11 protein-coding genes and 1 riboswitch are annotated in these 12,954 nt (G+C 71.6%); all 11 genes read left to right on the top strand.

The annotated features are described in order from the left end of the window. Positions 1-30 precede the first annotated feature (30 nt). The 11 genes from AB0947_RS09175 to AB0947_RS09125 all read left to right on the top strand — a co-directional run bounded on the left by AB0947_RS09175 (position 31) and on the right by AB0947_RS09125 (position 12,875). Positions 31-678: a SurA N-terminal domain-containing protein gene (locus AB0947_RS09175; protein ID WP_366749659.1), complete on the top strand. Its 648-nt coding sequence runs from the start codon at positions 31-33 to the stop codon at positions 676-678. Between the two features lie 109 nt (positions 679-787). After that, on the top strand, positions 788-1,777 hold the full coding sequence (locus tag AB0947_RS09170) for a nucleoside triphosphate pyrophosphohydrolase (protein WP_366749658.1): 990 nt from the start codon (positions 788-790) through the stop codon (positions 1,775-1,777). Between the two features lie 154 nt (positions 1,778-1,931). Then, on the top strand, positions 1,932-3,248 hold the full coding sequence (locus AB0947_RS09165; protein WP_366749657.1) for a cytochrome P450: 1,317 nt from the start codon (positions 1,932-1,934) through the stop codon (positions 3,246-3,248). Between the two features lie 219 nt (positions 3,249-3,467). Next, entirely contained in the window at positions 3,468-4,571 is a 1,104-nt protein-coding gene (locus AB0947_RS09160) for a transglycosylase family protein (RefSeq protein ID WP_366749656.1), read from the top strand. 183 nt (positions 4,572-4,754) lie between these two features. Next, a riboswitch (cyclic di-AMP (ydaO/yuaA leader) is annotated at positions 4,755-4,926 on the top strand. Positions 4,927-4,930: 4 nt separating this feature from the next. Beyond that, on the top strand, positions 4,931-5,698 hold the full coding sequence (locus tag AB0947_RS09155; protein WP_366749655.1) for a transglycosylase family protein: 768 nt from the start codon (positions 4,931-4,933) through the stop codon (positions 5,696-5,698). A gap of 295 nt (positions 5,699-5,993) precedes the next feature. After that, the gene (eno, locus tag AB0947_RS09150; protein WP_041665249.1) at positions 5,994-7,295 is read left to right on the top strand and encodes a phosphopyruvate hydratase; all 1,302 of its coding nucleotides are present in this window, start codon (positions 5,994-5,996) and stop codon (positions 7,293-7,295) included. 105 nt (positions 7,296-7,400) lie between these two features. Then, a complete protein-coding gene (locus AB0947_RS09145; RefSeq protein ID WP_366749654.1) occupies positions 7,401-7,877 on the top strand; it encodes a septum formation initiator family protein in 477 nt (158 codons plus the stop codon). 49 nt (positions 7,878-7,926) lie between these two features. Then, on the top strand, positions 7,927-8,532 hold the full coding sequence (locus AB0947_RS09140) for a DUF501 domain-containing protein (RefSeq protein WP_366749653.1): 606 nt from the start codon (positions 7,927-7,929) through the stop codon (positions 8,530-8,532). Continuing rightward, positions 8,529-9,470, top strand: a complete 942-nt coding sequence (locus AB0947_RS09135) for a Ppx/GppA phosphatase family protein (protein WP_366749652.1) — start codon at positions 8,529-8,531, stop codon at positions 9,468-9,470. The genes AB0947_RS09140 and AB0947_RS09135 overlap by 4 nt, the downstream gene beginning before the upstream one ends. 457 nt (positions 9,471-9,927) lie before the next feature. Next, a complete protein-coding gene (locus tag AB0947_RS09130) occupies positions 9,928-11,310 on the top strand; it encodes an NAD(P)/FAD-dependent oxidoreductase (protein WP_366749651.1) in 1,383 nt (460 codons plus the stop codon). A 272-nt stretch (positions 11,311-11,582) separates the two neighbouring features. Beyond that, positions 11,583-12,875 (top strand): cyclopropane-fatty-acyl-phospholipid synthase family protein, encoded by a 1,293-nt coding sequence (locus AB0947_RS09125; protein WP_366749650.1) that lies wholly within the window; start codon positions 11,583-11,585, stop codon positions 12,873-12,875. The last annotated feature ends 79 nt before the right edge of the window (positions 12,876-12,954 follow it).

Below are 12,954 nucleotides of genomic sequence, written 5' to 3'. Positions count from 1 at the left end.
ACCGCCGCACAATCTCCCTGGGAGGTCCCCTTGCACCGCCGCCGCACCGCGCTCGTCCTCACCGCCGTGACCGCCGCCGCGGCACCCCTGCTGACCGCCTGTGGAAGCGACGCGCACCCGGGCGCCGCGGCCGTCGTCGGCGGGCAGCGGATCACCGTCGCCCAGCTGGAGGGCCGGGTCAACGAGGTCCGCCGGGCGCAGCGGGCCGCGGTGCCGGACGAGGCGCAGTACCAGCAGGTCGTCTCCTCCACCAGCGCCCTGACCCGCGACACCCTGCACAACATGGTGCTCGACCGGGTGCTGCACCGCGCCGCGCGGGACGCGGGCATCGGCGTCACCCGCAAGGAGATCCAGCAGATGCGCGGTGAGCTGGAGCGGCAGGCCGGCGGCGGCAAGGGCCTGGAGACGGCCTGGTTGCAGAAGTACGGCATCGCTCCGGCCCGCCTCGACGACAACCTGCGCCTGCAACTGGAGGCGCAGAAGCTGGCCGCGCGGCTCGGCACCGACACGAGCCAGCCCGCCTTCTGGAAGGCCCTGTCCAAGGCGTCGGAGGAGCTTCACGTCGACCTCAACCCGCGCTACGGCTCCTGGGACGTGCAGAAGAGCAGCCGCGTGGACGCCGGGACGCCGTGGGTACGGGAGGTCACGACGGCGGGCGGGGAGCCGGTGACGGCGTAGGCGGGCCGCCGGCCGACGCGGCGACGCGTCCGGTCATACGATCACATGACCACGCGGGGCCTGTGGACAACCCGATCCGCTCCGTCGCCCCGTGGGTTACGTTCGGATCGTGAACGAAACCAGCCCCGAGGCCCGTGGGGGAGCCGCCCCCGGCCGCATCGTCCTGCTCACCACCAGCCACCGCGTCGCCCCCGGTCTGCTGTCCTGGCCCGCCTGGCAGGCCCTGCGCACCGCCGACGCCGTGCTGTGCGCGGACGGCGCCCATCCGCAGCTGCCGTATCTGCGCGAGGCCGGGATAGCCGTGGCACAGGCGTCCCCCACCGCCCAGGAGCTGGTCGACGCCTGTGCCGGCGGCCGCACGGTGGTGGTCGTGGCCACGGGCGAGGGAGAGCCCGCCCTCACCGACGGCCTCGCCCGGCTCGCGGGCTCCGGCCGGATCGCCATGCCGGAGCTGGAGCTGCTCCCCGCCTCCTACGACCTGCCCGGCGCCCGCCTGCTGGACCTCGTGCAGGTCATGGACCGCATCCGCGCCGAGTGCCCGTGGTCCTCCCGGCAGACCCACGAGGGCCTGGCGAAGTACGGCATCGAGGAGGCCTACGAACTGGTCGAGGCGATCGAGGCCGGCGACCGCGCGGAACTGCGCGAGGAGCTGGGTGACGTCCTCCTCCAGGTCGTCTTCCACTCCCGCATCGCCGAGGAGGACCCGGACGCGCCGTTCTCCGTCGACGACGTCGCCGGCGGCATCGTCGCCAAGCTCATCCACCGGCACCCGCACGTCTTCGGCGACGAGCAGGCCGAGACCCCGGAGGACGTCAAGGAGCACTGGCTGCGCACCAAGGCCGAGGAGAAGCGGCGCGAGTCGGTCACGGACGGCGTCCCGCTCGGCCAGCCCGGCCTGGCCCTCGCCGCCAAGCTCGCCTCCCGCACCCGCACGGCCGGCCTCGACGTCCCGCTGCCGCAGGGGGACGGCATCGGCTACGAGCTGCTGGCGCTGGCGGCCCGCGCCGAGGCGGCGGGCACCGACCCGGAGGCGGCCCTGCGCGCGGCGGCCCGCGCCTACCGGGACGCGATACGAGCCGCCGAGGGCCTGCCGGCCTAGCGCCGGCGGCGTTCCGCCCCGGGGGGCCTGCCCGGCGCCAGGGCCGGCACCCCGCCCCCACCCCGCCCCGCTGTCACCCCACGCCGTTCCCACCCCATCCCACCCCCACCCCACCTCGTCCGACGCCCCCCGGCGAGCCGGATACGGTCGAGGTGTGACCGACCAGCCCTGCCCCGCCGAGCCGTCCTCCCACCTCGCCGAACCGTCCGCCCACCCGGGCGAGCCGGCCCCCGCCCTCTTCACCTGGGAGTTCGCCACCGACCCCTATCCCGCCTACGCCTGGCTGCGCGAGCACGCCCCCGTGCACCGGACGCGGTTGCCGAGCGGGGTCGAGGCCTGGCTGGTCACCCGGTACGCCGATGCCCGGCAGGCCCTGGCCGACCAGCGGCTCAGCAAGAACCCGGCGCATCACGACGAGCCCGCGCACGCCAAGGGCAAGACCGGTATCCCCGGCGAGCGCAAGGCCGAGCTGATGACGCATCTGCTGAACATCGACCCACCGGACCACACCCGGCTGCGCCGGCTGGTCAGCAAGGCCTTCACGCCCCGCCGGGTCGCCGAGTTCGCGCCCCGGGTGCAGGAGCTGACCGACCACCTCATCGACCAGTTCGCCCGGCGCGGCTCCGCCGACCTCATCCACGAGTTCGCCTTCCCGCTGCCCATCTACGCCATCTGCGACCTGCTCGGCGTCCCGCGCGAAGACCAGGACGACTTCCGGGACTGGGCGGGCATGATGATCCGGCACGGCGGAGGCCCCCGGGGAGGCGTCGCCCGGTCGGTGAAGAAGATGCGCGGCTACCTCGCCGAGCTCATCCACAAGAAGCGCGAGGCACTGCCCGCCGAGCCCGCGCCCGGCGAGGACCTGATCTCGGGCCTGATCCGCGCCTCCGACCACGGCGAGCACCTCACCGAGAACGAGGCCGCCGCCATGGCCTTCATCCTCCTGTTCGCCGGCTTCGAGACCACCGTCAACCTCATCGGCAACGGGACCTACGCCCTGCTCACACACCCCGCGCAGCGCCGGAGGCTGGAGGAGTCCCTGGCACGCCGGGAGACGGACCTGCTGGCGACCGGCGTGGAGGAACTGCTGCGCTACGACGGCCCGGTGGAGCTGGCCACCTGGCGGTTCGCCACCGAGCCGCTCACCATCGGCGGACAGCGGATCGCGCCGGGCGACCCGGTGCTCGTGGTCCTCGCCGCCGCCGACCGGGACCCGGAGCGGTTCGCCGACCCGGACGTGCTGGACCTCGCCCGCCGCGACAACCAGCACCTCGGCTACGGCCACGGCATCCACTACTGCCTCGGCGCGCCGCTCGCCCGGCTGGAGGGCCAGACCGCGCTCGCCACCCTGCTCACCCGGCTGCCCGATCTGCGGCTGGCCGCGGACCCGGCCGAACTGCGCTGGCGCGGCGGACTCATCATGCGCGGCCTGCGCACCCTGCCGGTGGAGTTCACACCCGGCGGCGCCTGAACAGCGCGCGCCTGCCGGACACACCGTCCGACCTGGTACGGCAGGACCCCGCACAGGCTTCTGCAAGGGAACATGACAGACGTTCACCTCTGTGATCTTCACGTGATCTGTGCGGCATGAACTTGTGACAAGTGATCGTCTGCCGATACGTTCACCCATCAGCGCGGCGACCGGCTCCGTCCGCCGCGCCGGTCCTGCTGTCGCTCGAAAGGCTTCTGCATGCTCTCCGGGAACGGCCGACACCGTCGCCCCCGCCAGGCCCCGGCTCTCCTCGTCGCGGCCGGAGTGACCGGCTCCGCCATCGCCATCCCGCTGCTCGGCGCGGCGAGCGCCAACGCGGCCGACGGCACCACGTGGGACAAGGTGGCCGAGTGCGAGAGCGGCGGCTCGTGGAGCGCGGACACCGGCAACGGGTACTACGGCGGCCTGCAGATCTCGCAGGAGGACTGGAACGCCTACGGCGGCGGCCAGTACGCGGCCAGCCCCGACCAGGCGAGCCGCAACCAGCAGATCGCCGTCGCCGAGAAGATCCTCGCCGACAAGGGCACCACGCCCTGGGCCACCTGCGCCCTGCTGTCCGGTCTCACCGAGGGCTCGGGTTCGACGCACGTCGACACGGGCGTCGGCGGTTCAGGCGGTTCGGGCAGCGCGGGCGGTTCGGGCAGTACGGGCGGTTCGGGTAAAACGTCCGGATCGGGGGGCAACTCCGGTACATCCGGTTCCTCCGGCAGCTCCGGCTCGTCCGGTCTGCCGGATTCGTCGCCCTCCGCGGACGCGGACTCCGACGCCAACTCCGGCTCCGGGGCCGGGTCCTCCTCGGGCGAGGCCACCACCACTCCGAGCGCCAAGCCGGACAAGGGCGCCGGTACGGCCACCGGTTCGACAGGTACCGACACCCCCAAGTCCGACAAGTCCACCACTCCGGACGCCGGAAGCCCGCAGGGAACCGGCAGCGTGCCCACCGCCACCCCGGACACCGGGGTCGGGAACGACCCGCAGCAGGCCGCCGGTTCCTGGAGCCTGGTCGACACCGGGTCCCTCGGCGGCGGACGCCACCGGGGCCCGAGCGCGGACGAGGGCAGCGGGGGCGAAAGCGTGACAAACGGTCAGAACGCCGCGTCTTCCGGCCGGCACGCCTCCCATGACACGGACACGTACACGGTCCGTCAGGGCGACACGCTGGCCTCCATCGCCGACTCCCTTGACGTCGACGGCGGATGGCGCGCGCTGTACGCCGGCAACAAGAAGGCCATCGGGACCGACCCGAATCACATCAGTGCCGGTCAGACCCTGGAAGTCGGGGGCGAAACGGGCGCGAAGTAGGGGGAGTTGGCGTCCCGCTTAGCGCCCTAATGTCCGGTTTGGCGAAAGTGTGGGATGAGTCTCAGAAGCCCTGATCGTCTTTGATATTCCGCGGATCGCGTGTCTACGGTCGTGATCGCTCGTCACCACGAGCCCCGGCAGCCGCAACGCCGAATCCTGCCAGCGGTTGCCCGGGAACAGTCGTCGCGTCAAGCGCCGTAGGCAGGAGCGGGGGACCCAAGGTAGGTGCCGGGCCCGGCAGTTGATGCCGGAACCGGCTCGGGGTGAAGCCGCACCCGCGTGAGCGGAGTGCGGCCGGGCAACTCAACCGGCCCGAACCCGACAGCTCACCTCGCAGGCGTCGGTGAGGGGATCGATCCATGCTGTTTTCCAGCAAGGGCAAGCACCGTCGTCCGTCCAAGGCCGTCCGCGCCGTCGCGCTCGCCGGTGTCACCGGTGCCGCCGTCGCCGCTCCGCTGATGGCGGCCGGCAACGCCTCCGCCGCCACCGCCTCCCAGTGGGACACGGTCGCCCAGTGCGAGTCCGGTGGCAACTGGTCCATCAACACCGGCAACGGCTACTACGGCGGTCTGCAGTTCTCCGCCTCCACCTGGGCCGCGTACGGCGGCACGCAGTACGCCGGCACCGCCGACAAGGCGAGCAAGGCGCAGCAGATATCCGTCGCCGAGAAGGTCCTCGCCGCTCAGGGCAAGGGCGCCTGGCCGGTCTGCGGCACGGGCCTGTCCGGCACTCCGTACAACGGCTCCGCGCCGAGCACCTCCACCCCGAGCACCTCCAACGGCTCCAGCACCTCCACCGGCTCCAGCACCTCCACCGGCTCGGGCAGCTCCACGGGCTCGGGCAGCTCCACCGCCACCCGCTCCACCGGCGAGCAGGCCGCCTCCCGCTCCGCCGAGCGTCCGGCCGCGAGCGCGAGCAAGGGCCAGGGCAAGACCGTCACCACCCCGACCGGCAAGAAGGTCAAGAAGGGCGACGGCGAGTACAAGGTCGTCACCGGTGACACCCTCAGCTCCATCGCCGGCAAGCGCCACGTGCAGGGCGGCTGGCAGAAGCTGTTCGAGCTGAACAAGGACATCGTCGAGGACGCCAACCTGATCTACCCCGGTCAGCAGCTGCACCTGAAGTAAGACCCGCCCGGCGGCCCGCGCCCGCGCGCGGGCCCGCTGAAGGCCCCCAGCGGGCCGTACCCCCGTCCCCACGGGCTCCCCGCCCGGTGCGTGTTCCCCCGTACGCACCAGGGCGGGGCTTTTTGCGTCCACCGGCCCGGAACCCTTTGTTTCGGCGAGAAACAAAAGGTACCGTCGGCGTGTCCACGGGACGGTCGGTCGGTGGCCGACGCCCCCGGGACGGTTAGGCTCTAGTCGCAAGGCACAGCCGTAAGGCACACCGCCCCGCACTTCCAGCGTCACATCCAAGAAGGAGATGCTCGTGCCGTCCATCGACGTCGTCGTAGCCCGGGAAATCCTGGACTCCCGAGGCAACCCCACGGTCGAGGTCGAGGTCGGCCTCGACGACGGCAGCACGGGTCGTGCCGCCGTCCCGTCCGGCGCCTCGACCGGCGCCTTCGAGGCCATCGAGCTCCGCGACGGCGACCCGAACCGCTACCAGGGCAAGGGCGTCGAGAAGGCCGTCCTCGCCGTGATCGAGCAGATCGGCCCCGAGCTGGTCGGCTACGACGCCACCGAGCAGCGCCTGATCGACCAGGCCATGTTCGACCTGGACGCCACCGACAACAAGGGCTCCCTCGGCGCCAACGCCATCCTCGGCGTCTCGCTCGCCGTCGCGCACGCCGCCTCCGAGGCCAGCGACCTCCCCCTCTTCCGCTACCTGGGCGGCCCGAACGCGCACCTGCTGCCGGTGCCGATGATGAACATCCTGAACGGCGGCTCGCACGCCGACTCCAACGTGGACATCCAGGAGTTCATGATCGCCCCGATCGGCGCGGAGTCCTTCTCCGAGGCCCTGCGCTGGGGCACCGAGGTCTACCACACCCTGAAGAAGGTCCTGAAGAGCAAGGGCCTGTCCACCGGCCTCGGCGACGAGGGCGGCTTCGCCCCGAACCTCGGCTCCAACCGTGAGGCCCTCGACCTCATCCTGGAGGCCATCAAGGAGGCCGGCTACATCGCCGGCCAGCAGATCGCCCTCGCGCTCGACGTGGCCGCCTCCGAGTTCTACAAGGACGGCAAGTACCTCTTCGAGGGCAAGGAGCGCTCCGCCGCCGAGATGACGGAGTACTACGAGGAGCTCGTGGCGGCCTACCCGCTCGTCTCCATCGAGGACCCGCTGTTCGAGGACGACTGGGCCGGCTGGAAGGTCATCACCGACAAGCTCGGCGACAAGGTCCAGCTGGTCGGCGACGACCTGTTCGTCACCAACCCCGAGCGCCTCGCCCGCGGCATCGAGGAGGGCGCCGCCAACGCCCTGCTGGTCAAGGTCAACCAGATCGGCTCGCTGACCGAGACCCTGGACGCCGTCGAGCTGGCCCAGCGCAACGGCTTCAAGTGCATGATGTCGCACCGCTCCGGCGAGACCGAGGACGTCACCATCGCCGACCTGGCCGTCGCCACCAACTGCGGCCAGATCAAGACCGGCGCCCCGGCCCGCTCCGAGCGCGTCGCCAAGTACAACCAGCTGCTGCGCATCGAGGAGATCCTCGACGACGCGGCGGTGTACGCGGGCCGCAGCGCGTTCCCGCGTTTCCGCGGCGGGATCTCCAAGGGCTGACCCATCCTGGCGTAGGGCTCAGCCAGTCGTACGTACGTCCCCGTGCTCGGTCCCGTACCGTGTCCGGGGACGTACGCGCGTGTGAAAGGGGAGGCGGAGAGCCAGATGGCCGTGAGGGACCGGGACCGTTTCTCCACCGCGACCAGGCTGCGGCTGCTCGGCGAGCAGACCGCGGCCCGGGTCTACCGTTCCCAGACCAAGCGGCAGGCCCGCCGCTCCCGGCTCACCGGCCGCGCGGCCCTGCTCGCGCTCGTGCTGTGCACGATGATCGTCGCCCTCGCCTACCCGATGCGGCAGTACGTCTCCCAGCGCGAGCAGATCGCCGACCTGGAGCGGCAGCGGCAGCAGGCCCGTGAACGCGTCGAGCAGCTGCGCGACCTGAAGGCGCGCTGGCAGGACGACGCCTACGCCGAGCAGCAGATCCGCCGCCGGCTGCACTACGTGATGCCCGGCGAGACCGGGTACGTGGTGGTCGACCCGGGCGCCGCCAGGCAGTCCCGCGCGGACCTCGGGGCCGCCCGCCGGCCCTGGTACACGAACGTCTGGGAAGGCGTCGACAAGGCCGACGCCTCCGACCAGTGACCGGCTCGCCCGGTCCGGCAACCGACACCAACCCACCCTGAAAGCAGTCATGGAAACCCCTCCGCCGCCCACTCCGCGCACCGAGCCCACCGACGCGGACGTAGAGGCCTTCAAGCAGCAGCTGGGCCGCCCGCCGCGCGGCCTCAGGGCCATCGCGCACCGCTGCCCGTGCGGTCAGCCGGACGTCGTGGAGACGGCGCCGCGCCTGCCCGACGGCACGCCCTTCCCGACGCTGTACTACCTGACGTGCCCGAAGGCGTCCTCCGCCATCGGCACGCTGGAGGCGAACGGCGTGATGAAGGAGATGACCGAGCGGCTGGGCCGCGACCCCGAGCTGGCCGCCGCGTACCGCGCCGCGCACGAGGACTACGTCCGCCGCCGGGACGAGATCGAGGTCCTCCAGGGCTTCCCGAGCGCGGGCGGCATGCCGGACCGGGTGAAGTGCCTGCACGTGCTCGTCGCCCACTCGCTGGCCGCCGGCCCGGGCGTGAACCCGCTCGGCGACGAGGCCCTGGCGATGCTGCCGGAGTGGTGGCGCAAGGGGGCCTGCGTGACGCTGCCCGGCGTGCCGGCCGGCGAGGGCCGGCAGACGGAGAACACGGAGGACGGCTCGGGGTACTTCGCCGTCCGGCCCATCGAGGAGGACGGCCAGTGACCCGTGTCGCCGCCATCGACTGCGGTACCAACTCCATCCGTCTGCTGGTCGCGGACGCCGACCCGGCGACGGGCGAACTGACCGACCTGGACCGCCGGATGACGATCGTGCGGCTCGGCCAGGGCGTCGACCGCACCGGCCGGCTCGCGCCCGAGGCGCTGGAGCGCACGTTCGCCGCCTGCCGTGAGTACGCGGAGGTCATCAAGGAGCACGGCGCCGAGCGCCTGCGCTTCGTCGCGACCTCCGCCTCCCGCGACGCCGAGAACCGCGAGGAGTTCGTGCGCGGGGTGCTGGACATCCTCGGGGTCGAACCGGAGGTCATCACCGGTGACCAGGAGGCCGAGTTCTCCTTCACGGGTGCCACGAAGGAGCTCACCGGCTGTGCCGGCCTCGCCCGGCCCTACCTGGTCGTGGACATCGGCGGCGGCTCCACCGAGTTCGTCGTCGGCGACGACCACGTGCGCGCCGCCCGCTCGGTGGACGTCGGCTGCGTGCGGATGACCGAGCGGCACCTGGTGCACGGCGGCGAGGTGAGCGACCCGCCCACCGAGGACGAGATCGCCGCCATACGGGCCGACATCGAGGCCGCCCTGGACCTCGCCGAGCAGTCGGTCCCGCTGCGCGAGGCGCACACCCTGGTGGGCCTGGCCGGGTCCGTCACCACGGTGTCCGCCATCGCCCAGGAGCTGCCCGCGTACGACTCCGCGCGCATCCACCACTCCCGGGTCTCCCGGGACCGGGTGCGCGAGATCACCGAACGGCTGCTGCGCTCCACGCACGCCGAGCGCGCCGCGATCCCGTCCCTGCACCCGGGCCGGGTCGACGTCATCGGCGCGGGCGCCCTCGTCCTGCTCGCGCTGATGGAGCGGATCGGCGCCGAGGAGGTCGTGGTGAGCGAGCACGACATCCTCGACGGCATCGCCTGGTCCCTGGCGTGACGCGTGGCGTGGCTCTCTTTTGTTACCGAGCGGTAGCCACCTCCTGAGCAGGTTGGATAACGTTTGAGCGGTACCCGGGGCCCCCTGGAGGGGCCCCTGGTCACACCCCGGCGGAAACCTTCGTGAAGTTCTTCACAAGGAATTCCCTCCGGTCGGGCCCCGGAAGGGGGCCCATTGGCCCTTTCGGGGGTCCCGGGGCTGTTTGAACATGTTCAGATGAAGGGCGCGGGAGGGGTCTGGAGGGGGGTGTTCCAAGGGTGTCACGGTGCCCTCACGGTCACCTCGCGGAGCCGGAGAGGCAGCTCACGCGGCCTTGACAACGGGGCGAAGCGCCCCTCGGTTCCCTCGTGTCCCCGTGGTCCGCGTCATGCGAGCCGCGGAGTTTAACACAGGCCCCGTCAGACCTTGTGAAGGGGCGCACGAGCGACCCCCCTGGGGCGGGTGGATACTCGATGCCATGAGCACCACGGAGCGTCCCAGGATCCTCGTAGTAGGCGGTGGGTACGTAGGCCTGTACGCAGCTCGGCGCATCCTCAAGAAGATGCGCTACGGCGAGGCGACCGTCACGGTCGTCGACCCCCGGTCGTACATGACCTACCAGCCCTTCCTCCCCGAAGCCGCCGCCGGCAGCATCTCCCCTCGGCACGTCGTCGTCCCGCTGCGACGCGTGCTGCCGAAGGCGGAGGTCCTCACCGGTCGGGTCACCACCATCGACCAGGACCGCAAGGTCGCCACGATCGCCCCGCTGGTGGGCGAGGCGTACGAGCTGCCCTTCGACTACCTGGTCATCGCCATGGGCGCGGTCTCCCGCACCTTCCCGATCCCCGGCCTCGCCGAGCAGGGCATCGGCATGAAGGGCATCGAGGAGTCCATCGGCCTGCGCAACCACGTCCTGGAGCAGCTGGACAAGGCCGACTCCACGACCGACGAGGAGATCCGCCGCAAGGCGCTCACCTTCGTCTTCATCGGCGGTGGCTTCGCGGGCGCGGAGACCATCGGCGAGGTCGAGGACATGGCCCGGGACGCGGCCAAGTACTACAAGAACGTGTCCCGCGAGGACATGCGCTTCATCCTCGTCGACGCCGCCGACAAGATCCTTCCCGAGGTCGGCCCCAAGCTCGGCCAGTACGGCAAGGAGCACCTGGAGAGCCGGGGCGTGGAGATCTACCTCTCCACCTCCATGGACTCCTGCGTCGACGGCCACGTGGTGCTGAAGAACGGCCTGGAGGTCGACTCCAACACCATCGTGTGGACGGCCGGCGTCAAGCCCAACCCGGCCCTGTCCCGCTTCGGTCTGCCGCTCGGCCCGCGCGGTCACGTCGACTGCGAGCCCACGCTCCAGGTCAAGGGCACGGACTACATCTGGGCCGCCGGCGACAACGCCCAGGTGCCGGACATGGCCGCCCGCAAGGCCGGCGTGGAGAACGCCTGGTGCCCGCCGAACGCCCAGCACGCGCTGCGCCAGGCCAAGGTCCTCGGCGACAACGTGGTCTCCGGCATGCGGGGCTTCCCGCAGAAGGAGTACGAGCACGCCAACAAGGGCGCGGTCGCCGGTCTCGGCCTGCACAAGGGCGTGGCCATGATCGTCATGGGCAAGATGAAGATCAAGGTCAAGGGCCGCCTCGCCTGGTACATGCACCGTGGCTACCACGGTCTGGCGATGCCGACCTGGAACCGCAAGATCCGCGTCTTCGCCGACTGGACGCTCGGCATGTTCCTCAAGCGCGAGGTCGTCTCCCTCGGCGCCATGGAGAACCCGCGCGAGGAGTTCTACGAGGCCGCCAAGCCGGCGCCGGTCGCCGCCGCGAGCAAGACCGAGGAGAAGGCCAAGGCCTCCTGACCTCCGGTCACTGACAGACCCTCCGGTCGACGACAGACCTCGGGTCACCGAAAGACAGTCCGGTCACCGACAGGTCCTCCTGTCGGTGACCGACCCGGAAGACCTCCTGCCATCCGTGGTGCGGGAGGTCTTCCGGCGTTCCCGGGCACCCATCCGCATGGTTTCTACAACCGTTTTGCCCAGTCGTAACTCCTTTGCGGGACTGCGCCGAGGCCCTCGCGGTGTTTACGTGGTATCCGGCATCCGGGATCGTCGTCTTGGAGGTGTGCGCCATGGCCGAAGCCGCGTCGCGGCTGAGGAGTCTTGCCGAGCAGATGCTGGGAGCCCCGCTCCCGGTACGCCTGAAGGCCTGGGACGGGTCGCAGGCGGGTCCGCCGGACGCGCCGGCACTCGTCGTGCGCAACCGCCGCGCCCTGCGCCGCATGCTGTTCAAACCGGGAGAGCTGGGCCTCGCCCGCGCCTGGGTCTCCGGCGACCTGGGGATCGAGGGCGACCTGTACACCGCGCTCGACGCCGTGGCGGGCCTCGTCTGGGAGCGCGGGGAGGACGCCCGCGGCCTCGTCCAGGCCCTGCGCGACCCCGACGTCCGGGCCGCCGCCCGCGAGCTGCTGAAACTGGCCGGCCCGCCGATCCCGCCCGCCCCGCCGCGCGAGGAGGTCCGCCGGCCCCGCCGGAACCTGCACACCCGCCGCACCGACAAGCGGGCCATCAGCCACCACTACGACGTCGGCAACGACTTCTACGAGATCGTCCTCGGCCCCTCCATGGTGTACTCCTGCGCCTACTGGGAAGATGCCGGAACCCTGGAGTCCGCCCAGCGCGACAAGCTCGAACTGGTCTGCCTGAAGCTCGGTCTGAAGGAAGGTCAGCGGCTGCTGGACGTCGGCTGCGGCTGGGGCTCCATGGCCATCCACGCGGCCCGCGAGCACGGCGTGAGCGTCGTCGGCGTCACGCTCTCCCAGGAGCAGGCGGCGTACGCCCGCAAGCGCGTCGCCGACGAGGGGCTGACCGACCGGGTGGAGATCAGGGTCCAGGACTACCGGGACATCGTGGACGGCCCCTTCGACGCGATCTCCTCCATCGGCATGGCCGAGCACGTCGGCGCCGAGAAGTACCTGGAGTACGCCCGCCAGCTGTACGCCCTGCTCAAGCCCGGCGGCCGGCTGCTCAACCACCAGATCGCCCGCCGCCCGCAGCGGGACGAGTCGGCGTACGAGGTGGACGAGTTCATCGACGCCTACGTCTTCCCCGACGGCGAACTCGCCCCCGTCGGCACCACCGTGACCCAGCTGGAGCGGGCCGGGTTCGAGGTAAGGGACGTGGAGTCCATCCGCGAGCACTACGCCCGCACCCTGCGCCGGTGGGTCGCCAACCTGGAGGCCGACTGGGACCGGGCCGTCCGCCTCACCAGCCCCGGCCGCGCCCGCGTCTGGCAGCTGTACATGGCCGCCTCCGCGCTCGCCTTCGAACGCAACCGCATCGGCGTCAACCAGGTCCTCGCGATCCGCACCCCCGAGTCCGGCGCCTCAGGACTGCCCCTGCGGGCCCGCACCTGGCACGGCTGACAGGGGTACGGCAGCAACACCCCCGGCCCGCGGTACGGCACAAGGGGGCCCCGCGGGACGGGGCCCCCTTGTGTGCCGT

This window comes from Streptomyces sp. NPDC047841 (genome assembly GCF_040704085.1).
GTDB classification, from domain to species: Bacteria; Actinomycetota; Actinomycetes; order Streptomycetales; family Streptomycetaceae; genus Streptomyces; species Streptomyces argyrophylli.
Note: the sequence above shows the minus strand (reverse complement) of the source record. Positions and strands in the feature narration are given on the sequence as shown.